Raw genomic sequence first — 22,603 nt, 5'->3', positions numbered from 1 at the left:
CGTAACTTTAATCTTTGGAGATTCAAGAAATGGCTAAACGTTTTAGTCCCGAATTTAAACAGCAAGCGATTGATTATGCACTTTCAAACTCACACGAGTCTGTAGCTGCAATCGCCCAGAAATTAGGTGTGGGTTATTCAACATTAGATAAATGGATTCGTGAAACCAATCCGGCAGGTTCAAGCAAACGTCAACTTTCACCAGAACAACAGCGGATCGTGGAATTAGAGAAAGAAGTCAAACAGCTCAAGGAAGCCAATGACATCTTAAAAAAAGCGCATGTGTACTTTCTAACAGATCATGCCAAGAAAAGTACACGGTAATTCAAGATCTAGATATGAATGAAGTCACCGTATCTTCTGCCTGTAAATACCTAGGTGTCAGCACTTCAGGCTATTATGCCTGGCGAAAACGTCAAGCCAATACGGCACAGAAATATAATGACTTAAAAGCCGTATATTGGCAGCATCATGCACGATTGGGTGCACCTTCATTAGTACATGACATGCATGATTTAGGTTACAACATGAGCGAACGTACTATTGGAAGGATGCTAAAAAAGCTTGGTTTACGTAGCAGGATTGCACGTAAATACAAGCATACGACTGATTCAACCCATCGTTTGCCTACAGCACCCAACTTGTTGGATCGCCAATTTACAGTTACTCAGCCTAATAAAGTCTGGACAACAGACATTACCTATATCCGCACTAAAGAAGGTTGGTTGTATTTATGTGTGATGCTAGATTTATTTAGCCGTCGTATCGTGGGGTGGCAAACCAGCCATCGAATAGACCGCCAGTTGGTGTGTGATACGTTTAACTATGCAATGGCTCGTCAGGGTTATCCAACTGGTGTTATGGTTCATTCGGACCAAGGCTCACAGTACTGTAGTCGTGATTTTAGAGCGCTGTTACTGAAAAATGATTGTACTCAGAGTATGTCTAGACGTGGAAACTGTTGGGATAATGCAGTGACTGAAAGCTTCTTTCATACATTAAAAGGTCATGTGGTACATGGCAGTGTGTTTTCGACTCGAAAAGAAGCGAATGCTGTCTTGTTTGACTATATTGAAATTTATTACAATCGAGTCAGAAGACATTCTGCAAACGGCTGGTTAAGTCCAGAAGCCTTTGAACAGAAATATATTAAAAGTTTAGAGGGGCTGGTTGTCCACGATACTGTCTAGGATCATTTTTCTTCAACTCACCTCGGCTTCTGATACAGAATTTACCTATAAAGAAGTCGGTGACTTTGAAATTATTCGAGATCAAGAAGCAGGAGCCCTACCAAAGGATCCTCAGATTGAATGGATGGAAGGTCGAGTTAGTAAAATTAACGTAAATGGAAAAGATCTAGGGAAAGTCTTTCTATTACACGATTCTAAATATTACCCTTTTTATTTTCTCATAAAAATGAAAGTAATCTATACTTTCAAATTCGGGACGAATATTGGCGATTGTGGAATAGAGTTTTTATTTTCAGGTAAATCAACCAAAGACAATGACTATTCTGGAACCATCTTTAACTTCAGTATAGAAAAGTTATCTAGGCTTGAAAAAAATAGCCAACAAGAGGTTAGAAAAAAAATCATTAGCAAAGTTCAAGAGATAAGAGATAGAGCTTTTAACTTTGTTTTAGCTAAGAAATAGCTTATAAAAAATGCTTTTAGAAAATGACAACTTACGTGCCACGAAACTCAGATTATGACACTACTTGTGTTGCAGAAGTTGTCATTATATGTCACAAAGACTACTAACTTATTGATTTATCCTGCATACAATGACAGCTTATGCATCAATGACGAGTAACACATAAGTTATCATGATAAAACCGCCATTAATGGCGGTTTTTTAAAGATGCAATCCAGTTTTTAATTAAATATTTATATTACACATAGATGCTAAAGCAATGAAAAGGCTAAAATACTTATAAAATTAAATACATATCAGAGACGAGTCTATTTAAATAAATCACACCTTAACCCGATCAACTGTTTTAATCTTTTCTAATTTTAAAGAAGCCTATTCACCCAATTGTATTCCATTTTCCTCTATATAATTTTTCCAATGCTCATATTTTTCTTTATTTTTAAACTGATCTGACTCCCCATAATAATGAAGCAACCTGTTCAGCGCGTAGTGATACTCAGCATAATTCAGTGACTGCTCAAAGTACTGAATAGCTTTTTTGGTATTCTGTTTCAGCTCTATTCCACCTTCATGCATTAAAGCAAAATATATAGCCGTATAACCTTCATCGTTATCACGCTTAATTATTTTCAGGACTTTTTTATAATCCTGTACATCATAATACAGATCAGCAAGCTGTTCCCCACAGAAATAAAAACGCTTTTCTGCCTGCTCATAATACCGCGTTGCAAGCTCAACATTTTTTTCTACATCTATACCGTCATAATACAGCCCTGCCAGGTTTTTATAAGCCTGCCCATTACCCAACTGCATACTCTGTTCAAAACACATCACCGCCTGAGCACTATCTTTTACAACACCTTGCCCATTTAAATACAAACAGCCCATATTGTTCCAGCCCCATGAGTTGCCCAGCTGTGCTGCCTGTTCATAGCATGAAAAAGCCTGCGCTTTATTGCAGAAAGCTTCATGATCATCATAAATCAACCCTGCTTCCACCATGCTTTCACTGTGCCCTTTACTGGCTGCAAGCTGAAAATACTGAAGTGCTTCGTCTATACAGTCTTTTTCCTGATACTGTTTTGCCATCTGAAACAGGGTGTCTGCATCAAAAAATTTCAGATAGGCTGTTCCCTGTGCTTCAATCCACTGCTGATAAAACCGTTCAAAAAACTTCAGGTCTTTCCCACGAAAATTGAAGCGCTTTAAATAATACTGCCCAACCTGCTCCGCAGTCAGTTGCTGTACTTCTCTTTGTAAATTAATCGTATACAGCTGTGTACCTTTATAAAGCGTCAGCTGACTGAATTCAGGAAAGTAGCGATCCAGCGCAGGGGCAATATAATCAAAGAGATCACTCAGGTATTTCTGTTCTGCATCGTAATAGCGCATGCCATCTGTAGCTGTGCAACGGAAAAACTCTGTATCTGTATATTCAATTTTGCTGAAGTTATTTTCCAGTGGGATCAGCCACTGATGTTGCTGCGCATCATACAGACCATACTGTCTTGCATTTTCAAACAGATACACATCTTTCAGAAAATGAATATAAGCGTCATTCAGCAGTTTATCGCAGCCTTCGGGCAGCAGAAATGACTGACTGACGGTGTCATACACATGCCATTTTTTCTGTTTCCTATAGACAAAACTGCGGTAGTGATCTGACCACATCTTCAGTTCATCCACCTCATCAAGCAATACTGAACCATCGGCATTCAGAACAGATATTTTACGCTGAAATTTATGAGGGCTGACCTGTATTAAACCGGGTGATAGTGCTGAAAGTATATCTTCCATATACTCGCCAATATTTCACCATTGCTTTGAAAATAATGTCTTTTGGCACTGCCTTTCTGTTTACAGAAATACAGATGAGCATCAGCACTCAGATAGTGCATTTCAAATGGCACAGCGGATGACTGCTGAATAACCTGTTCATTCTGAAAATTTCGCAGCTGATACTGATCATCCAGCAGTACATTGAAACAGTCTGTATATGCCAGCTGGTCTACAGCATCATATACAGGTGGAAGCATCCACTTACCCGTATCCGCACAGATCAACCCCTGCTTTTCAGGTGCATGCAAAGGCTGAACAACAGCATAGTTGATGGATTCATGTGAGAAGGTATCGAAAGCCTCAGAAAATTGTGCCTCCAGCACAATCTGCCCTGTATCACGGATATAGCCATATTTTTCATCTTTCAAAAAAACAGCAATACCTTCATCATTAAATGCCCAGAGCTGACTGAACTGTGGTTCCAGTATCACTTCACCCTTGCGGTTTTTCAGCCCCCACAGACCATTGCTCTCAAAACTTTCTGCTGCATGCTGATACAGTGATTTTTCCCAGTAGCCAAGTCCATACTGAATCCAGTCAGTTTCCAGCATGTCACGAAAACTTTCATAGCCTGTTTTGGCCACTTCTTCATTCAGCAAAGACAGGTCACGGCTTTCCTGTGCCTGCTCTTTATGGCTTTCCTCATTCATATTAAAAACATCAGATGCATCCATTTCAAAACACGCAAAAGGCAGATTTTCCAGCACTTCAAACATTTGCCTGCGTGGTTCATAAAAACAGGCTTTATAAGTCAGCTCATAGCTTTCACCCAGTAAATCATAAAAACGATGCAGATTTGCTATCCCTGCTTCACGGTCAAAATACAGTAAACTTCCTTTCACCCGCGGACTGGCAAAAAACAGCGGCATCAGCAACAAGGGAATCACATAATTCCATTCAGCAAGCAGTTCTGAATATTTTTCTTTGCCATTTTTACTGACGTTATAGACATAAATACGATGTGCCATAGAGGAAACCCTGGTTTATTTTTGCAAAATCTGTGCCGTACTTTTTTATAGTGAAAATAAATATTCAGCTGCATATTTACGTAGATACTTCACTCTTTTTTCAGTTTTTTTTCATATCCGGTAGACTGACTACAATACAACGCGCTGACTTGTCTATACAGTATTACTTCTTTCATTTTGCTGTATCTTTTCAGCTTTTAACCTGCGATACCAGAAAGACTTCCAGTCGCCACATTAAGTGGATAAACTACCAAAATTACAACAACTTAAAACATGAAAATGCTCAAAACTGCTCTTCAAAAACATCCGAACGCCTTATATATTCAAATTTACAGCAATAAAATGCAGTTACTGGCACATGACGGTTCCATCCTTGCAACTGAAATCCCATCCACAGCTTACTGTCACAGTAGAAGTATTATTGGCAATTACGATGCAGCTGAACAGACATGTAAACAGCTGCTGAAACACAGAACCCATTCAGTTTTCAGCACTTCTCCATATGTTATTACAGAGATTATGGAACAGACTGAAGGCGGACTGACTCAGGTGGAAATCAGGGCTTTAGCCGAAATGATTTTTAACGCAGGTGCACGTGATGTGCAGATTTACAGCAGAGATTCAGTTTCAGCCCAATGTGGGAATGTTTCTCTATATGACTCATCTGCACGGCGTACTGCATCCAGATCTCAGGTCAGACTGGTCACGGCTGCTGTTCTGATTTTCAGCCTGCTGGCTGTATTTTTTCTGGTGATAATGCAGGGGAAATGATAGTGGCAACATAGACTGAACAAGCCCAGTTTCTGTGCTCGGTGCGCTTTTCACCTGTATGCTTGTTCAGCAATACTCTTTATTGGTACTGTAATCCTGATAAAAATTTCCCCAGACGGTTTCTACAACATCAGTGATACAGTAAGCCTGTTTGTTTATGAACTGAATCAGCACCCGGTTGAACGCTTGATACTGCTTGTTGCTATGACTGCATGTATGCTGATCGTCCATATAAAACTCATAGTCAGCCACAATGATTCTGCACAGTCCAGGATGTGTCTGAACCTGCTTATTCAGCGTGAAAAATACAAGACTTAAGAATTTATTCGTCGCATGTATCAGGACGAATATTACGCCTATTATTTCACACCATCTCCATCCTGAGTTCCAAAAATCAATGGAGCTTCAGTCGTACAGGTTTTGTCCTCAAAACTGAATACCGAAAAATTTCCCACTGAAACTGAAGCATCAACTCAAATAAAAAGGCGCATATAGCGCCTTTTTAAAGTCTGTTGAATCTCTCAGATCAGAACAACAGTTGCTGATTGTTTAAAAGCTCCTGCAAAGTAGCATTGGTATTTTTCAGAACCAGCAGATCAGTGGATTCATAATCCGTTGCTTTACCATCTCTGTCTATTGCAACGGTTGTATTTCCTGATGCCTGATCAAAAGTCACTTTGACATAATCTGACAGATTTCCTGCATTGACCTTTCCATCATCCAACAATGCATGCAGATCAATTTTATCCGCATCTGGAACTGAAGGTACATGACCTTTTTTAAAGTCAGTCCAAGTATCCGTACCATTTCCGCCAGTTGCATCTGCAGCATTCAGCAGTTTAAATATCACGGTGTCTGAACCAGACCCCATGGTAAATGTATCCGCTGCGCCGCTGCTGCTGACACTGTCATTATTTGCAGATGCAGTCAGATTCATTCCTACATCTATAGTCAGTTTGGCTGTATCTCCTGAACCTGCTTCAGATTTAATGGTGTATTCGAAGGTTTCCACACCATAAGCCTTACCAGATGGCTTATAGGTGTATTCTCCTTTTTCATTGACAGTTAAAGTCCCATAGAGCCCCTGAACTGTAATGGTTTTAGCAACGCCTAGCGCTGAAACTGTCTGACCTGCCACACTGTAAGATGCAATAGTGCCTGCTCCTAGGTCGTTACTGATCAAACTGCCTTTGACTTCTGCTGGCACTCCCTGACTTTCAAATTCATTGAAGAAGGTTTTTTCAGCCGTTCCTTTGAAATTATAGATATTTCCTAAAAAAGCTGTCGATTTTGCCTCAATGGTATAATTGCCCGCTTGCAGCCCCGTAAATTTAATCTCATAGTCATCACTGTCCAGGGCTTTAATCTGTGCATTTGTCTGGATGATTGTTCCTGTTGAATCCTTCAATGTAATCGTCACATTAAGAGGTGGTCCCACTTGTTTGAACAACTAAAAGCGTATTTATAAGTGATATTCCGCTCTAGTTAAGCCACCTTGTTTTGTTGGGGTAGCTGATCATAGTAAAACTCATTTGGTGTCATTTTGTCTAGACTCGAATGAGGTCGTTTCAAATTATAAAACTCAAAATATGCACTTAATTGCTTTTTCGCATCTGTGACACTGCTATAAGCTTTGAGATACACCTCTTCATATTTAACGCTCCGCCATAATCGTTCAACCATCACATTATCTACCCATCGACCTTTACCATCCATACTGATTTGAATGCCATTTGATTTCAATACATCAATAAATGCATCACTGGTAAACTGGCTGCCTTGGTCTGTATTAAATATTTCAGGTCGACCATATTTTTCAATCGCTTCATTTAAAGCCGAAATACAAAAATCCACCTCCATACTAATCGATACCCTATGCGCAAGTACCTTGCGGCTATGCCAATCAATCACAGCACATAAATAAACAAAGCCTTTTGCCATAGGGATATACGTTATATCCGTAGACCACACTTGATTACTGCGCTGAATAGCCAACCCTTTGAGCAGATATGGATATTTACGGTGAGCTTGATTAGCCTGGCTTAAATTTGGTTTGCAATATAACGCCTGAATACCCATTTTCTTCATTAAAGTACGTGTATGACGTCGTCCTATATGATGTCCTTGACGATTCAACAAATCACGCATCATACGACTGCCTGCAAAAGGATATTGCATATGTAATTCATCAATACATCGCATCAGCTTCAGATCTGATGCACTCACAGGTTTTGGGCGATAGTAATAACAACCACGGGAGACTTTCAGCAGCTTAGCTTGCTTAGATACTGAAATCTGAAGTGAGTCGTCGATTAACTTTTGTGGTTGAAGCGGCCCAGTTTCTTCAACACACCTTCTAAAAAATCAATTTCTAATGCCTGCTCACCGATTTTTGCATGTAGTTTTTTTAGATCGATGGGTGGTTCTGTTGGAGCTTTTGATTGATCGAAAGCTTGCGAGGAAGCTGAGATCAATTGATTTTTCCAGTCAATAATTTGGTTTTGATGAACATCAAACTCAGCACTCAATTCAGCAAGTGTTTTTTCTGCTTTAATCGCAGCAAGTGCTACCTTAGCTTTAAAATCATTTGAATGATTTCTTCTTGGTCTACGTGCCATAAAATACTCCATATATTGATGTTTATAACATCATTTGAGGAGCAGAATATCACTTATAGGAGTTGTTCAAATTTACGGATCCATCTCTTTATTACCCAATAGATTGGTAACAGATGACCTCACAGTGAAAGTAACATCAGCTGATTGTCCCTCACTGATACTGAATGTTTTTGTCTTTGAAGTTGACCAGCCTGTATCGTATGTAAAGACATCTTCAGTAACGACTTTATTACTGACATTAACCGGACTTACATTTATATCATCTATGGCAGACAGCGTATCTATCTTGATATTCAGGGTTTCAACACGGACTTTGCCATCTGCTCCACGCACCAGATAGGTAAATGTTTCAACCTTGCCATAAGGCGGTGTCCAGCTACCTGTGCCTGTTGGTGGAGTGACTGTATATGTATATGTTCCATCTGCCTGAATCACCAGCTGACCATACACACCATTAACTGTAACTGAACCACCTGAGCTGACAGCCTGGTTATCCACCTTAATCACTGTATCAGTGCCAGTCTCAGTGGCATCTCCTGTGACCTGACCTGTAAAACTGCTGACATCAGGTTTACTGTAGTCATAAATTTTGTCTTTGGTCACTTCAATAGATGCACCCTGCAACAGCCCCACCCCAGTAGCACTGCCCAACATTGCAACATATTCCCCCTCAGGGAAACCGAGTGTGATCGGATCGGAAACACCGCCCAGCAACCAAACGCTGAACCAGTCTTTCACAACTTCATACTGGACGTATTTACCTGTAACTTCATCTTTTTTATAGATATACAGGTCATATATAGCACCAATAGTGATTCCGCCTGCATCCCCCTTAAAGGTCAGTTCACGTACTGTATTTGCACCAACATTAAACTTCATCTGTTGATCAACATTCACAGCATTTGCATCCAGAATTGGCCCCAGCAAGCCCAGTTTCAGTACATCAAAATTGGTTTTCTTCGGAACTCCAGGTCCTGCGTATTCAGATGGTGTTACACCCAGAATGACTGTTGCATCTATATCAGGCGGTGCAATTTCTATAGGCATGTTCTCCAGAGTAATGACCAGATCAGCTGTATCTGCCCGACCACCAGATGTCACCTCATAGGTAAAGACTTCCTTGCTGCCAAATGGGCCTTTAAAAGTTGGATCAATCACATAACGGTAACTGCCGTCAGCTTTGACAAACAGTGAACCATACTGACCTTTAATTTCAGTTTCTGTAGAGGCTGTAGCTGTATCAATCGCTGTACCGTTGACTTTTCCAATGACAGAGCCTGTCGGTACTGCATCCACACCATGGTTTATATCCAGGTCGGTCAGCATATTGCCAGACACACTTCCAAATACATCCACAGGGTTGCTGTAGTCGAGTACCACATCGGCAAGTACTTTCAGGGTATACCCTGTCAGCGCAGTCACACCAACAGATGGTGAAAGCAGAACGAGATAATCTCCCTCGTTGAAGGTCATGCTCAGTTCATCAGATACGCCCCCCAGCAGATAAGCCTTTAACCATTGAGCGCTCTTTTCATGCAGATTCCATGCGCCTGTCGCAGGGTCTTTTTTATAGACCAGGAAGTCGTACATGGAAAGTACCTGAACGCCACCTGACTCACTCTTAAATGTCATCTGACGTTGTGTATCAGCATCTACATGAATTGAAATTGCTTCCTTAAGAACACTGGTCAGAACATCTGCACCGAGTACAGGTCCCAGACCAGCTGAAACAATCACACCATTGGTTTTTTTCAGTGCATCAAGCTCTGCTGCTGTAGACTCTTTTACTGTTGGAGTGACTGTTACTGCAAAATCAACTTCATTATCTGCCAGACTGAGTGCCAGATTCGGGTCATTGGGTGCTGTTACTGTGGCATCCTGAGATTTATTTCCAGCTGCATCTGTCAGATACGCCTTCACGGTTTCACCCGCAATCAGAATTGGAGATACTGCGACACTGAACTTACCAGAAGCATCGACTATTGCGCTATAGGTTTTTCCTCCCACCACTTCTATGGTCACTACAGCACCAGCTTCACCTGTACCATTTATACTTGAACCATTCGGTACAATATTTACAGATGGTGCTGCTGGTGCTGCTGAATCCACAGTAATCGGTCCCAGATTTTTAACTTCTGAGTTACCTGCTGCATCGGTCTGTCTGACCTGAACATCGTATTTTCCATCTACAGTGCTAAAGTCACTTCCGGTTCCTGCATTCCAGGTTTTACCACCATCCAGACTGTATTCCCAGGTTGCACCTGTCTCCAGACCGCTGACCAGGATTTTTCCATTGCTGGTGATACCATCTGTAGCCGAAACACCTGTATCCTTTTCAAGCTGTGCCATCAGCCCGACTGGTGCAGTTGCATCAAGCGTAAAACTGTCTGTGACGGGTGCTGGATTTTTATTTCCTGCTTTATCTTCTGAAACAGCTTCAACGGTGTACTGGCCATCGGTGAGTGCCGATGACGGAGTATAACTCCACTTTCCATCCGCACCTGTCTGTACTGTAACAGGAGTCAAAGCACCTGATGATCCTGTTATCGTCAGTGTTACCGTACTACCTGCTTCAGCTGTACCTGAAATGGCTGGTAAAACGTCTTTGATATAACCGTTTGCATCGGCAATTTTATCAATGCTGACAGGACCTGCAACGGTATCCAGCACAAAATCCATTGGTAATGACGGTACACTCTTTGTACCCAATGCGTTTACAGCACCTGCCGTTACGATATATTCACCATCCGGACTGAGTGCAGTCTTCGGTGTATAACTCCAGCCGCCATTTGCTGGATCAAGCACAGCATCACCAGTATCAACTATCTTGCCTGCTTTATCTTTTATGGTGACAGTGACTTTGACAGCACCATTAGGCGCTGATCCTGTAATTTCAGGTGTAGCATCATTGGTGACATCAATATCATTAATCACCACTGCATCAAGCAGGGTTGCTGAAACAGTCAGCCCCCCTGAAAGTGTAGCATTACCCTCATTTCCTGCGGCGTCTTTTGCTTTTGCAGTGACTGTATAAGTGTCATCTGTAAGCGGACTGTCAGGTGTCCATGTCCAGTTGCCATTGGTATCCACCACAACAGACCCAGTAACAGCATTACCTTGCGAGTCTTTCACCTCAACGGTAACTGTCGCATCTTTCTCCACCGTACCCTTAATCTCAGGCGTAGCAGTATTGGTCGTGGATGGACTGGTAATCTGAATATCTGGTGGAACTGTATCCACTGTTACACTGACAGAGTTTGATGGGTCACTGGTATTGCCTGCCTGATCTTTTGCAGTCGCGGTCACCGTATATGTACCATCCGGCAAGGTTACTGATGGTGTAAAAGTCCATTTTCCACTCGCATCTACTGTTGCGGGTCCACTCTCGATGACCTTACCTGTGCTGTCTTTAATGATGACTGTAACCACAGAACCGACATCTGATATGCCCTTAAGTTCTGGCGTATCGTCATTTGTAGGTCCAACAGGGTCAACCTGTACAGGTTTTGGCGGTGTAGCATCCACCTGCATGGACTCACTGACTTCTGTACTGTCATTCCCTGCTTTGTCTTTGGCTATTACAGATACCGTATAACTTCCATCTGGAAGCAGTGTACTGGGTTTATACGTCCAGTTACCATTTTGATCAACAGAAGCGGTACCTCTTTCCACCTCTGTATCAGCACTGTTTTTAATGATAACAGTTACCGTCGCATCCTTTTCTGTGGTCGTACCAGTGACGACAGGTGTACGATCAGTTACAAACGGACTGAATGGTTTTATGGTGACCACAGGATCAGTTGCATCCACCGTTACATTTGCAGGTACAGAAGGAGTGCTGGTATTGCCTGCTTTATCTGTAGCAGTCGCTGTGACCTGATAGGTTCCATCAGCAAGGTCTGTAGATGGTGTATAACTCCAGTTACCACTGGAGTCAGCAGTAACCGTACCTGAAACATCTTTACCGCTGCTGTCTTTTATAGTGACTGTAACTGTTGAGCCTGGCTCTGCTGTACCACTGATGGTCGGTGTTTTATCATTGGTCACCGTAGGAGCATTCACCACTACAACACCAGGTGCTGTAGCATCCACTGTTACATTTACAGATGTAGATGGACTACCGGTATTGCCTGCATTGTCTGTAGCCGTTGCTGTCACCTGATAGGTTCCGTCAGCCAGGTCTACAGTCGGTGTATAACTCCAGTTACCGCTGGAGTCTGCAGTAACCGTACCTGAAACCTCTTTACTGCTACTGTCTTTGATGATGACTGTAACCGTCGAACCCGGCTCTGCTGTACCACTGATGGTCGGGGTCTTATCATTGGTCAGTGGGAGCGGATTAACCACTGCAGGATCGGGTGCTGTTGCATCCACTGTTACATTTACAGGTACAGAAGGAGTGCTGGTATTACCTGCTTTATCTGTAGCAGTCGCTGTGACCTGATAGGTTCCATCAGCAAGGTCTGTAGATGGTGTATAACTCCATATACCACTCGCATCTGCGGTGACCGTACCCTTAACCTCTTTACCACTGCTGTCTTTTATAGTGACTGTAACTGTTGAGCCTGGCTCTGCCGTTCCACTGATGGTCGGTGTTTTGTCATTGGTCACCGCAGGAGCATTCACCACCACAACACCAGGTGCTGTGGCATCCACTGTTACATTTACAGGTACAGATGGATCGCTGATATTGCCTGCATTGTCTGTAGCCGTTGCCGTCACCTGATAGGTTCCGTCAGCCAGGTCCACAGTCGGCGTATAACTCCAGTTACCGCTGGAGTCTGCAGTAACCGTACCTGAAACTTCTTTACCGCTGCTGTCTTTGATGGTGACTGTAACCGTCGAACCAGGCTCTGCTGTACCACTGATGGTCGGGGTTTTATCATTGGTCAGTGGGAGCGGATTAACCACTGCAGGATCGGGAGCTTTGGTATCCACTGTCACAGTTGCTGGCGCAGATGGAGCACTGACATTGCCTGCTGGGTCTGTAGCTTTCACCTCGATATCATATTTGCCATCAGATAAAGCTGTATCAGGTGTATATGTCCAGTTACCGTTGTTATCTACTGTTGCTGTACCTTCGGATACTACATTTCCTTTGTCATCTTTAATGACAACATCTACTTTGGTTCCTGGTTCTGTTGTTCCTGTAATAGTCGGTGTTGAATCCTTGGTCGGATTAGTCGGTGTGACTTTTGCGGGATCAGGAGCAAGAGTATCTACATTGATCTGCAAACCGGAAGACTGTGGACTTTCCACACCATTTACCGTCTGTGTTGCAGAGAAATTATGCACCCCATCTTTTACCCCAGACGGCAGCTCAACTTCCCACTTCCCACTGGTATCTGCCGTTGTGGAAGCAATCAGTGTATTTCCATCATAAATTTTGATCAGTGCTCCTGCGACAGCACCCGTACCACTGAATGTCGGTTTATTATCATCTGTAATATCACCATAACTCAGTACTTTCTGCACACTGCCTACATTGTCATAAGCCTGTGGAGCAAAAGGCAAGGGAGCTGTCCCTGTACCCGAATTTCCATTCTGTCCATTCTGCCCATCTTTACCATCACTGCCACCACCGCCCCCTGCAGCGGCTGCAATCCCACCAATCAAGGCAGCACCACCCACCCACGGCCATATCCCCATACCTGAATCATGGTAGAGCAGCGGTTCCACTGAATCCATCAGATGGTACTTGATCGTTTCTGCAATTTCGCCATTGGCATTGGTAAATTCAGCCCAGTACAGATCTCCTGATCCATTATCAAACACAATATGGTTATCAGGCGTTGTGAAAAAATTATCAATCTTAAGGACTTCACCATTTTTCAGCTGAATAATGGCAGTATTGCCTTCGCGGGTAATAGCAGCAACATCCTCTTTACTTGCTTTAATACTGATCACTGAGTTCTCAGTCAGTACCACCCCATCTGCGTCAGTCTTATCGATGACTTTTCCGCTGCTTTTAGAAATTACAATTATTTTTGACATAGCGATTTCCCTTTTTTCAATATTTTTCATGCGTTTTTCGTTCTTATGTGGTTATTTTTACCACTGCTTCGCAGGAAATCGAATAGCCAAAACTGACTTGAATGAAAGTTCATATAACTTAAACTGATTGTTATATTTTTTTTAATAAGTAATTTTTAAATCAGATCATTATTATGGGTTTTATTTGTGCTATACATCACATTAAATTTTATTTAATTGATTTAATTTAGTTTATTTTTACCCTTAAATTGAGTGATTTTTGTTCGTTTATTTTTGTAACTTGTTGTAAGTATCCGCTTTTTATGTGATTTTAATCAATAAAAAAGGCGCAAATGCGCCTTTTTTATATAACTGTGAATTATTGAGGGATTCGCAGTACCTGACCTGGGAAAATGTCATCTGCATTTTTCAGTAAAGGACGGTTCGCTTCAAAAATTTTATTGTACTGGTTTGGATCACCATAATATTCTTTTGAAATTTTAGACAGGTTATCACCAGATTTTACCGTATAGAACTTACTTTCAGGCTCTGGTGTTGCAACTGTAATCTGATCATCAACCTGTGCAACATGGTCAATATTACCCACAGCAAGAACAATCTTCTCACGGTCTGCCTGGCTCTGTACCTGACCTTTAATCGTTGCAAGATCTGATGCACCGTTATAACTCACGGACAGACCCGTAACAGGTAAACCTAAAGCTTTAATATGTCCCAGCAGCTTATTTGCAATTTCCTGAGCAGATGGTTCAGCAGGAGTTGCCGGTGCAGCCTGTGGCTCTGCTGGAGCCGTATTTTTCTTACCAATGCCTTTTACAAAATCAAAAAGACCCATTTTTATTCTCCAGTTATGATGGTTTAGCCAATTGTAGTAAAAATCAAAAGTTTATTTTATATCCAATAAATAGCAGAGAAAGAGTTTGCATTGGTGATAGAAACGTAAACATATGTAACAACACGCAGAACAAAATTTCAGGCAATAAAAAAGCCACCGGATGGTGGCTTTTTTTTCAGCAAAGCTGAAAATCATGAATTAACCCAGTTTCTTGGAAACATAGTCAATTGCAGATTGAACAGTTGTGATTTCGTTAGAATCTTCATCAGGAATCGTAATATCGAAATCGTTTTCGAAAGACATTACAAGTTCAACCAGGTCAAGAGAGTCTGCACCTAAGTCATCCATGAAAGATGCTTCGTTTTTAATTTCTTCAACTTTAAGACCAAGTTGTTCAGCTACTGCCTGTTTAACGCGTAGTTCGATATCGCTCACAGGAATTCTCCTCATTGCTTGTGGCGTTTTTAATGCCGATAGTTTAATTGAATCTAAATCTTTTTGAAAGTTTATACTGAACCTTAGTTCATGTATAAACCGCCATTTACATGTAACACAGTACCTGTAATGTAACTGGCCTTTTCAGAAGCCAGGAAACCTACAGCATTTGCGATATCCTGAGGATCACCTAAGCGGTTAAGTGCTACCTGATCACTCATTTTCTTACGAATTTCTTCGCTCAACTGTTCTGTCATTTCTGTTGCAATAAAACCTGGTGCAACAGAGTTTACAGTAATCTGACGGCTGCCCATCTCTTTTGCAAGACTGCGGCTGAATGCTTCAATACCGGCTTTAGCAGCAGAATAATTAGCCTGCCCTGGGTTTGCAAAATGTGCAACCACTGAACTGATATTGATAATGCGCCCAAATCTTGCTTTGGTCATGCCTTTTAAAACACGTTTGGATAAACGGTAAACTGCTTTCAGGTGGATGTTAAGAATATCATCCCAGTCATCTTCTGACATACGAAGTAACAGATTATCTTTAGTAATACCTGCATTGTTTACCAGAACCAGGACAGAACCATAGTTCTGTTCAATCTCTGTAACCAGTGCATCTATTGCAGCACCGTCACGGACATCCAGTACTTTGCCTGTACCCTGTTCAGCAAAAGCTGCTGAAAGTTTTTCAGCACCAGCTTCTGATGTTGCAGTACCGACAACAAAAAAACCATCCTGTATTAACTGCTGAGCGATGGCTGCACCAATCCCTCTGCTTGCACCTGTTACCAATGCAACTTTACGTTCCTGTGTCATGCAATTTTTCCTTCTGCCACCAGAATGGCATTCAGAGCATCTTCCATACGACTGCGCGAATCCAGTGGAAATGCTTTTTCAATATTTGGCAAACGTTTAGCAAGATTGGCAAGCACGTTACCAGGACCACATTCTGCAATATACTGAATGCCTTCATCCTGTAACATCTGCATGGTCTTCGTCCACTGGACTGACTGATACAGCTGTGCTGTCAATGCCTGACGTAATTCACCCACGTCTGCCGCGACTTTCGCGTTGACATTTTGTATTACAGGTAGATGTGGCATCTCAATGGCGGTTTCTTCCAAAGCCTGAGCAAACTTTTCTGCCGCAGGTTTCATCAAAGAACAGTGTGACGGCACTGAAACAGGTAATGCAATTACTTTACCCCCCTGTTCTTTCGCTGCTGCCATAACGGCTTCAACCAACAGTTTGTCACCTGCGATGACCACCTGTCCCTGAGCATTATAATTGGCAGCCTCGACTGAACCGCGCCCCTGCATATTGATCTGTTCACACAGTTCAAGCACTTTGGCATCGTCCAGTCCAAGAATTGCCGCCATGCCGCCCATCCCCTGAGGAACAGCAGACTGCATCAGTTTCCCACGCAGATTGACCAGCTTTACTGCATCGCCCAGGCTCATTGCACCCGCTGCAACCAGCGCACTGTATTCCCCAAGTGAATGACCTGCAAGATATTTTGGAGCCACACCACCCAGTTCAAGCCATACCCGCCACAGCGCAATACTGGCTGTCAGAAGTACAGGCTGGGTAAATTCGGTCTGATCAAGCCCTTCACCGCTCTGTGCAATATGCCACAGGTCAAATCCTACCGCTTCAGATGCTTCTGCAAATGTTGCCTGTATACCTGAAAATTGCTCTGCAAGCTCTGCAAGCATCCCCACTTTCTGAGAACCCTGTCCTGGGAACACAAAAGCTGTTCTGGTTGCCAGAGCTGCCTGATCAAGTCGTTTAGCAGACATAAAAAATCCTTTCGTAAGGGCTGAATAAAGTTCATCGTTGCAAAAACTGACAGATCTAAACTCTCAGACTTTGCCCTGTTTTTTCACTGAATAAATATCAGTAAATAAAGCAGTTTCCGGACAAACCCTTTTCTGCTCCTGGTCTTTACTCTTTTATGGGGCAAGAATTTAACACTTAATTTATGCTTTGATAATTGCCAAATACAACAAAAATCGCAATAAAAAAAAGGGAGCGTAAGCTCCCTTTTTTTCTTAAGCGCGATGCTTAATTATTCACTTATTATTCAGCATCAGCTGCTTTAGCGAATAATTGACGACCACGGTAGAAACCATCTTTAGTCACGTGGTGACGACGATGAGTTTCACCAGTTGCCTGGTCTACAGTTAATGCATTCTCGGTTAAAGCGTCATGTGAACGGCGCATGTCACGGCGAGAGCGACTTTTACGGTTTTGCTGAACGGCCATGATGGCTCCTTACAAATCGAAAAAAAGGATCAGAACAAATTTGGTTGTCTTATACTTCACAGTATAACACAAAAATCAGTTAAGTTTACCCTTCAAGCTGGACAGAATATCAAACGGGTTATCCCGCTTCTCTTCTTCAACTTCCTGAACGGCAGGCTGATGCTTATGCTCACAGGCATCATGCTTAGGAGACAAAGGCACCAGCAGTAACAGTTCATCTTCCAGAAGTGCGAGTAAATTGACAGTTGCAGGAGTAGCAGTTGCATAATCTCCTTTGGTTGTCGCTTCACTTTCACCCAGAACGATGAAATCAGCATCCTCATCCAAGCGCTCTATCAGTGACTCATCATCTATAAGAGCAAGATGAAAATCTGAAACGAGAGCTATTTCAACAGAATCCAGACAACGCTGACATTCCATTGGAACTTTCGTTTCAACATGACCATCAAGCCATACAATACGATGATACGTATCGAGTGACAGCTTACAGTCTATGTTAATCAATTGATCATCAATTGATCCAACAGCTTCACGGGCAATACGAACAAAACGCGATAATGGCAGGGTACCTGACCATGTAAAGCCCTGTTCAGCCCATTTAAACGGCTCAATCTGTGCCGGAAAGGTATTTGCTGACATAATTAAGGCGGCAATTCTACAAATTCATCAGTACTCTGTCAAAGATTAAGATACAATTTTGCACTTATTCAGACAGACCTATTGGGTAACTCAGTCATGCATCTGTTGCAGCCGCAAACAGAAGTGAATATTTCATCACTTATTCGCACACTTTCAACCACTGATTCTGATGCTGCTCCATTTCAGCTGCAACGCATGGAATGGATGACTGCATGGTCAGAAACACAGCAGGTTGACTGGCTCATCTTACACTTTAATCACTGGTTTTCCCACTTAAATGTGATCCTTGTGCGCGGAGACTTTGAACCTGAGTACTTTCCTGCGACCGCTGCTGAACCCGCACGCATTCAGTTTGCTCATGGTTTTTTTAACAGCGCACTGCATGAAATCAGCCACTGGACCATTGCAGGTGAGCAAAGGCGGTTACTGCCAGACCTCGGCTACTGGTACGCACCCGATGGACGTACAGCGGAACAGCAGGCGCTTTTTGAACAGGTAGAAATTAAACCTCAGGCGATTGAATGGCTGTTTGCCGTTGCTTTTGGACGGAAGTTCCGCGTTTCACTGGATAATCTCACAGGTGAAGGGGGGGATGGTTCTGCGTTTAAAGACTATGTTTTTGCACAGGTTCAGCGTTATTTCTCTGGTGAGGCAGTACTGCCCCGCGATGCCGCTCATTTTATTCACTGTATCTGTGCCTGCATCCGTCAGGGAAAACCATTACAGCTGAATGAATTTAAACGTGAAATACTTGATTAATTTACACAAAAAGATCTGTATAACCCAAAAGTATGGTTGTACACTCACAGGATAATCAGAACAATCTGTATCAGGAGAAAGACTATGCTTCATTTAAGAATACATCCTGAGAACCCACAACCCCGCCTGATCAGCCAGGCTGTGGAACGTATCCGTGCTGGTGATGTTGTTGTTTATCCAACAGATGCCGCTTATGCCATTGGCTGCCAGATTGGAAATAAAAATGCAATGGAACGGATTGCTCAGATCCGTGGTTTAAGTGCAAAACATCAGTACGCAATTATTTGTGCCGATTTATCGGATATTGCCACCTATGCCAAAGTGGACAATGCCATGTACCGCTTACTTAAAGCCAATACGCCCGCTGTAACCACTTATATTCTTCCGGCTACAAGTGAAGTTCCCCGCCGTCTGATGCACCCCAAAAAGAAAACCATTGGTTTACGTGTTCCTGGAAATACTGTCTGCCAGCTGCTGCTCAAAGAACTGGGCGAACCCCTGTTGACCAGTACACTGATTCTGCCAGGTCAGGACACACCACTGGATGATCCATATGACATTGAACAGCAGCTGGAAAAGCGTATTGATGTGTTTATTGACAGTGGACTCGGTACTTTAAGCACCACCAGTATTGTGGATTTATCCGGTGACAATCCTGTTGTTGTCCGTCGTGGTGTAGGCGATGTCAGTGCTTTTGAATAAGCACTGACATGCGCTGTGCCGCCTCTGAATCTGTGGGACTGGTCTTTGACTGAAAACTAAAGATACAGTCCTTCCAGATGTTTATAATTTTCACAGTCTGCCAGTACCTGACTGACTTTGTGAATTTCTTTTTTAGCTGAGTTCTGAACAATATAAGACACAGCAACACGGTCTTCTTTGAATACATTCAGATGCGCTTTAATAAAGTCTGCCTCCTCTCCTTTCAGCCGCTCAACCATTTCACAGCCAATTGTGGACATCTGCTCTTTCATTTCAGCAGGCAGGCTCTCTTTCTCATAGTCCTTTAAATGCATAAATGTCACAATCATCGGATACTGATTCAGAATATCACCCTCAATACGGTATCCCGATGCGCTGATCTGTGCTCGCATTGCATCCGTCATTTTGATGTTTTTCAGACCCGAACGTGCCTGTTCCTTAAATGTATGCTCCCAGTAGCGCTCACTTCCCCAGAATAATCCAGCAATAATCAGAAGCCCCACCACAACAAATTTTATATTCACCCCAGTATCCTTCAGTTTTATTCAGAACCGTTTCGGATATCATATTCAAAATCTTTAAAAAAAATTAAATAATATTTATCAAATGATTAATTAATAAAACACCGTTTCAAAAACTCTTAACCCGATCATTTAAATCGTATAAAAATACCCAAAAACCATATTTCACTGTTATGCATACAGCACTGTAAAGACTTAGAGGGTGGAGATAAGCTGCTCTGCAAAAGCACTAAGTGTTGATTTCTGCCGACCATTTTCATCAAAATTATCCGGTTTTAACCAGCTCTGATAAGCTGTCTGCAAAATACGCCACTCATCGTCCAGCATGGAAAACCAGGCGGTATTTCTGTTGCGACCTTTGCTGATCCTGTCCTGCCTGAACAGTCCCTCATACTGAAATCCAAACCTGAGTGCTGCCCGTTTAGAGGGTTCATTCAGGTTGTCACATTTCCACTCCACCCGACGGAAACCCTGCTGAAAACAGGACTGTAACAACAGATACAGCACTTCAGTTGATGCCCTGGAACGTTTCATTTTCTGAGAAAAATAGACATTACCAATTTCCAGTGCCTGACTGTCCTTGCGGATATTCAGCAGTGCAATCCACCCACAGCACCTCCCGTTCACTTCAACCAGATAATGAACGGAGCCCGGAAAATTAAAATGCTGTGCCAGGGTTTGCATCAACTCGGCTTCACTCAGAAAAGCGTCATAAGGCAGATAGGTCCAGCAGGACGGATCAGGTTCAGCGCATACAGCTGCCCACAGTGTCTGAATATTTTGCTCATTCAGTACAGTCGGATTTAAAGGTAATAAACGAACCGCGTCGCCTTCAAGTACTGTTGCTTCATACTGAACAGGCTGGGTGGGCTGAAGTTTCTGACCTACTGTCTGCCCCAGATCATTCAGTTCAGTTTTAAGATAATTTCTCATGATATTTTACAATTGAACAATATTTAATCAAAACAGTATTAAGCGGTGGTAAATCATAAAGTTTTCAGCTGAACTGTCATCACACAGAAAAATATTCCCTATTTATTTTCAGGTTTTTTCATGATTTCATGCTTCAGGTAATTTATTCAAAATCATTTTTCATTTAAACTAAGCCTAATCCATTTTATGTACATGATCTGTAAATTTCAGACATTTTCTCTGAAAGCTCTCAGACAGTACTTCATGCCTTTGAAAATTCGCGTGGCTCATAACTGTAATGAATCAATCAATCCATAACACCATGGAACCTGTTCCGCACATCCGTGTTATGGATGAATGGCAGGAAGCACTTCCTGAAGATCTGTATATTCCACCTGCTGCTTTCGAAATTCTGCTTGAACATTTTGAAGGACCACTCGACTTTCTTATTTATCTGATTCAGAAAAACGGTTTTAATCTGCTCCAGGTCGATATTGCCCCAATTGCGTCGCAATATCTGTCCTATATGGATGCTATGAAATCACTGAATATAGAGCTGACCGCAGATTATATGGTGATGGCAGCCCTGCTTGCAGATCTGAAATCCCGTCTGTTACTGCCAAAACCACCAAGTATCAGTGCAACTGAAAAAGATCCTAAGCAGGAGCTGATTGACCGCCTGGAAACGTATCTTCGGATTAAACAGGCGGCTGAACGGCTTGGACAGATGAGTGTTCTTGATCGGGATACCTTTGAAACCAATGTTGGCTTAGGCTATATTGCACAGACCAATGATGGCTACTCCGCAGATTTATTGCGGGATGCACTGTTATGTGTCTTTAACCGTCCAGAACCGGTTATCCACCAGATTCTGCAGGAACCTGTGCTGCTCGAAGAGCGCATTGCCTATATTGAAAATATGGTACAGTCTGGTGAAATTCTGAACTTTGAACAGTTACTGAAACCATCGCAGGGTCGTATGGGCATGGTCGTCACCTTTATGGCCGTACTTGAACTGACCCGCCAGCAGAAAATCAGTATTGTTGCATCTGGCGTGGAAGCTCCGCTTGCAATTCAGGGAGCTCAAGCATGAATGAAACACAGTTCACATCAGTGACTGATGGTGAAATCCGCCATGAAACACTGATGCAGCTTGAAGCCATCATTTTTGCAAGTGATGCGCCTGTATCCATTGCCCGCCTGAAAGAAGCATTTCAGGATAAGTTTTCCAAAGCAGAACTGCGTGCTTATTTACAGCAGCTTTCTGTACTTCAGCATGGACGTTCCATTGAGCTGGTTGAAACCGCTCAGGGATACCGTTTTCAGGTTCGTGCGAAATACCGGAATATTATTGCTCAGACCTGGCCTGAACGTCCTGTGCGACTTTCGCCGTCACTGCTCGAAATACTTTCCGTTGTTGCTTATCATCAGCCCGTGACCAGAGCTGATATTGAACAGATTCGTGGAGTTTCAAACAACAGCCAGATGTTACGCACATTGTTTGACTGGAACTGGATTAAGGAATCCGGCTTCAGGGAACTCCCTGGAAGACCCGCGTTACTGGTTACAACGCCCCACTTTTTAAATGCATTTGGTCTATCCGATTTAGGCCAGCTGCCTCCCCTGCAGGATGCCAAGGAAGCTTTCATGGCGCTTGATGCTTTAGCATCAAAGTCGTGAACAGGTGAACTGTC

General features: G+C 42.6%; 21 protein-coding genes. 7 read left to right on the top strand and 14 right to left on the bottom strand.

All coding sequences use genetic code 11. The features are described 5' to 3' along the window. Positions 1 to 29 precede the first annotated feature (29 nt). Positions 30 to 1,189 (top strand): IS3 family transposase gene (locus CDG60_RS05045; protein ID WP_087514482.1). Its coding sequence is split into 2 segments (ribosomal slippage): positions 30 to 264 and positions 264 to 1,189, totalling 1,161 coding nucleotides; the frame shifts between segments, so codons are not numbered across the junction. Next, positions 1,170 to 1,652 (top strand): hypothetical protein, encoded by a 483-nt coding sequence (locus CDG60_RS05040; protein ID WP_193853174.1) that lies wholly within the window; start codon positions 1,170 to 1,172, stop codon positions 1,650 to 1,652. Before CDG60_RS05045 ends, CDG60_RS05040 begins: the two co-directional genes overlap by 20 nt. A gap of 372 nt (positions 1,653 to 2,024) precedes the next feature. Here the strand turns inward: CDG60_RS05040 and CDG60_RS18380 are convergent, their stop codons facing one another. Then, complete coding sequence (locus CDG60_RS18380) at positions 2,025 to 3,449, bottom strand: tetratricopeptide repeat protein (RefSeq protein WP_227542930.1); 1,425 nt, start codon at positions 3,447 to 3,449, stop codon at positions 2,025 to 2,027. Further along, entirely contained in the window at positions 3,413 to 4,459 is a 1,047-nt protein-coding gene (locus CDG60_RS18375; RefSeq protein ID WP_227542929.1) for a WG repeat-containing protein, read from the bottom strand. The genes CDG60_RS18380 and CDG60_RS18375 overlap by 37 nt, the downstream gene beginning before the upstream one ends. Positions 4,460 to 4,801: 342 nt before the next feature. Between CDG60_RS18375 and CDG60_RS05030 the strand changes: the two genes are divergently transcribed. Next, entirely contained in the window at positions 4,802 to 5,230 is a 429-nt protein-coding gene (locus tag CDG60_RS05030; protein ID WP_160116975.1) for a hypothetical protein, read from the top strand. 66 nt (positions 5,231 to 5,296) lie between these two features. On the opposite strand, the gene CDG60_RS05025 is transcribed toward CDG60_RS05030, so the two are convergent. The 10 genes from CDG60_RS05025 to CDG60_RS04980 all read right to left on the bottom strand — a co-directional run bounded on the left by CDG60_RS05025 (position 5,297) and on the right by CDG60_RS04980 (position 18,015). Then, positions 5,297 to 5,461 (bottom strand): hypothetical protein, encoded by a 165-nt coding sequence (locus CDG60_RS05025; protein ID WP_160116973.1) that lies wholly within the window; start codon positions 5,459 to 5,461, stop codon positions 5,297 to 5,299. Positions 5,462 to 5,756: 295 nt separating this feature from the next. After that, positions 5,757 to 6,650, bottom strand: a complete 894-nt coding sequence (locus CDG60_RS05020; RefSeq protein WP_087514466.1) for a type I secretion C-terminal target domain-containing protein — start codon at positions 6,648 to 6,650, stop codon at positions 5,757 to 5,759. A gap of 65 nt (positions 6,651 to 6,715) precedes the next feature. Next, positions 6,716 to 7,848, bottom strand: a protein-coding gene (locus tag CDG60_RS05015; RefSeq protein WP_223155595.1) for an IS3-like element ISAba14 family transposase whose coding sequence is annotated in 2 segments (ribosomal slippage) — positions 6,716 to 7,596 and positions 7,596 to 7,848 — 1,134 coding nt in all. Because the reading frame shifts where the segments join, the coding sequence is not laid out codon by codon here. A 72-nt stretch (positions 7,849 to 7,920) separates the two neighbouring features. After that, entirely contained in the window at positions 7,921 to 13,842 is a 5,922-nt protein-coding gene (locus tag CDG60_RS05010) for an Ig-like domain-containing protein (RefSeq protein ID WP_160116971.1), read from the bottom strand. A gap of 358 nt (positions 13,843 to 14,200) precedes the next feature. Further along, positions 14,201 to 14,674, bottom strand: coding sequence for a peptidoglycan-binding protein LysM (gene lysM, locus CDG60_RS05005; protein ID WP_087513436.1), 474 nt, complete (start codon positions 14,672 to 14,674; stop codon positions 14,201 to 14,203). 198 nt (positions 14,675 to 14,872) lie between these two features. Beyond that, on the bottom strand, positions 14,873 to 15,109 hold the full coding sequence (acpP, locus tag CDG60_RS05000; protein ID WP_067669528.1) for an acyl carrier protein: 237 nt from the start codon (positions 15,107 to 15,109) through the stop codon (positions 14,873 to 14,875). Positions 15,110 to 15,192: 83 nt separating this feature from the next. Further along, complete coding sequence (fabG, locus tag CDG60_RS04995; protein ID WP_087513435.1) at positions 15,193 to 15,927, bottom strand: 3-oxoacyl-ACP reductase FabG; 735 nt, start codon at positions 15,925 to 15,927, stop codon at positions 15,193 to 15,195. Continuing rightward, positions 15,924 to 16,910 carry an ACP S-malonyltransferase gene (fabD, locus tag CDG60_RS04990; RefSeq protein ID WP_087513434.1) on the bottom strand — a complete coding sequence of 329 codons (987 nt, stop codon included), beginning with the start codon at positions 16,908 to 16,910 and terminating at the stop codon, positions 15,924 to 15,926. The genes fabG and fabD overlap by 4 nt, the downstream gene beginning before the upstream one ends. 280 nt (positions 16,911 to 17,190) lie before the next feature. Beyond that, positions 17,191 to 17,376 carry a 50S ribosomal protein L32 gene (gene rpmF / locus CDG60_RS04985; protein ID WP_000290730.1) on the bottom strand — a complete coding sequence of 62 codons (186 nt, stop codon included), beginning with the start codon at positions 17,374 to 17,376 and terminating at the stop codon, positions 17,191 to 17,193. A gap of 75 nt (positions 17,377 to 17,451) precedes the next feature. Beyond that, entirely contained in the window at positions 17,452 to 18,015 is a 564-nt protein-coding gene (locus CDG60_RS04980) for a YceD family protein (RefSeq protein ID WP_087513433.1), read from the bottom strand. Between the two features lie 96 nt (positions 18,016 to 18,111). Between CDG60_RS04980 and CDG60_RS04975 the strand changes: the two genes are divergently transcribed. Both CDG60_RS04975 and CDG60_RS04970 read left to right on the top strand, forming a co-directional pair. Continuing rightward, positions 18,112 to 18,774 carry an elongation factor P hydroxylase gene (locus CDG60_RS04975; RefSeq protein ID WP_087513432.1) on the top strand — a complete coding sequence of 221 codons (663 nt, stop codon included), beginning with the start codon at positions 18,112 to 18,114 and terminating at the stop codon, positions 18,772 to 18,774. Positions 18,775 to 18,858: 84 nt separating this feature from the next. Further along, the gene (locus tag CDG60_RS04970) at positions 18,859 to 19,476 is read left to right on the top strand and encodes an L-threonylcarbamoyladenylate synthase (protein ID WP_087513431.1); all 618 of its coding nucleotides are present in this window, start codon (positions 18,859 to 18,861) and stop codon (positions 19,474 to 19,476) included. A 56-nt stretch (positions 19,477 to 19,532) separates the two neighbouring features. Here the strand turns inward: CDG60_RS04970 and CDG60_RS18340 are convergent, their stop codons facing one another. Beyond that, positions 19,533 to 20,000: a hypothetical protein gene (locus CDG60_RS18340; RefSeq protein WP_193853171.1), complete on the bottom strand. Its 468-nt coding sequence runs from the start codon at positions 19,998 to 20,000 to the stop codon at positions 19,533 to 19,535. Positions 20,001 to 20,192: 192 nt separating this feature from the next. Next, on the bottom strand, positions 20,193 to 20,930 hold the full coding sequence (locus tag CDG60_RS04960) for a GNAT family N-acetyltransferase (protein ID WP_087513430.1): 738 nt from the start codon (positions 20,928 to 20,930) through the stop codon (positions 20,193 to 20,195). A gap of 277 nt (positions 20,931 to 21,207) precedes the next feature. Here CDG60_RS04960 and CDG60_RS04955 point away from each other — a divergent pair, with 277 nt between their 5' ends. Beyond that, entirely contained in the window at positions 21,208 to 22,002 is a 795-nt protein-coding gene (locus CDG60_RS04955; RefSeq protein WP_087513429.1) for a segregation and condensation protein A, read from the top strand. Then, a complete protein-coding gene (gene scpB / locus CDG60_RS04950) occupies positions 21,999 to 22,589 on the top strand; it encodes an SMC-Scp complex subunit ScpB (RefSeq protein WP_087513428.1) in 591 nt (196 codons plus the stop codon). The genes CDG60_RS04955 and scpB overlap by 4 nt, the downstream gene beginning before the upstream one ends. Positions 22,590 to 22,603 lie beyond the last annotated feature (14 nt).

It is taken from the genome of Acinetobacter chinensis (assembly GCF_002165375.2).
In the GTDB taxonomy this organism is placed as follows: domain Bacteria; phylum Pseudomonadota; class Gammaproteobacteria; order Pseudomonadales; family Moraxellaceae; genus Acinetobacter; species Acinetobacter chinensis.
Note: the sequence above shows the minus strand (reverse complement) of the source record. Positions and strands in the feature narration are given on the sequence as shown.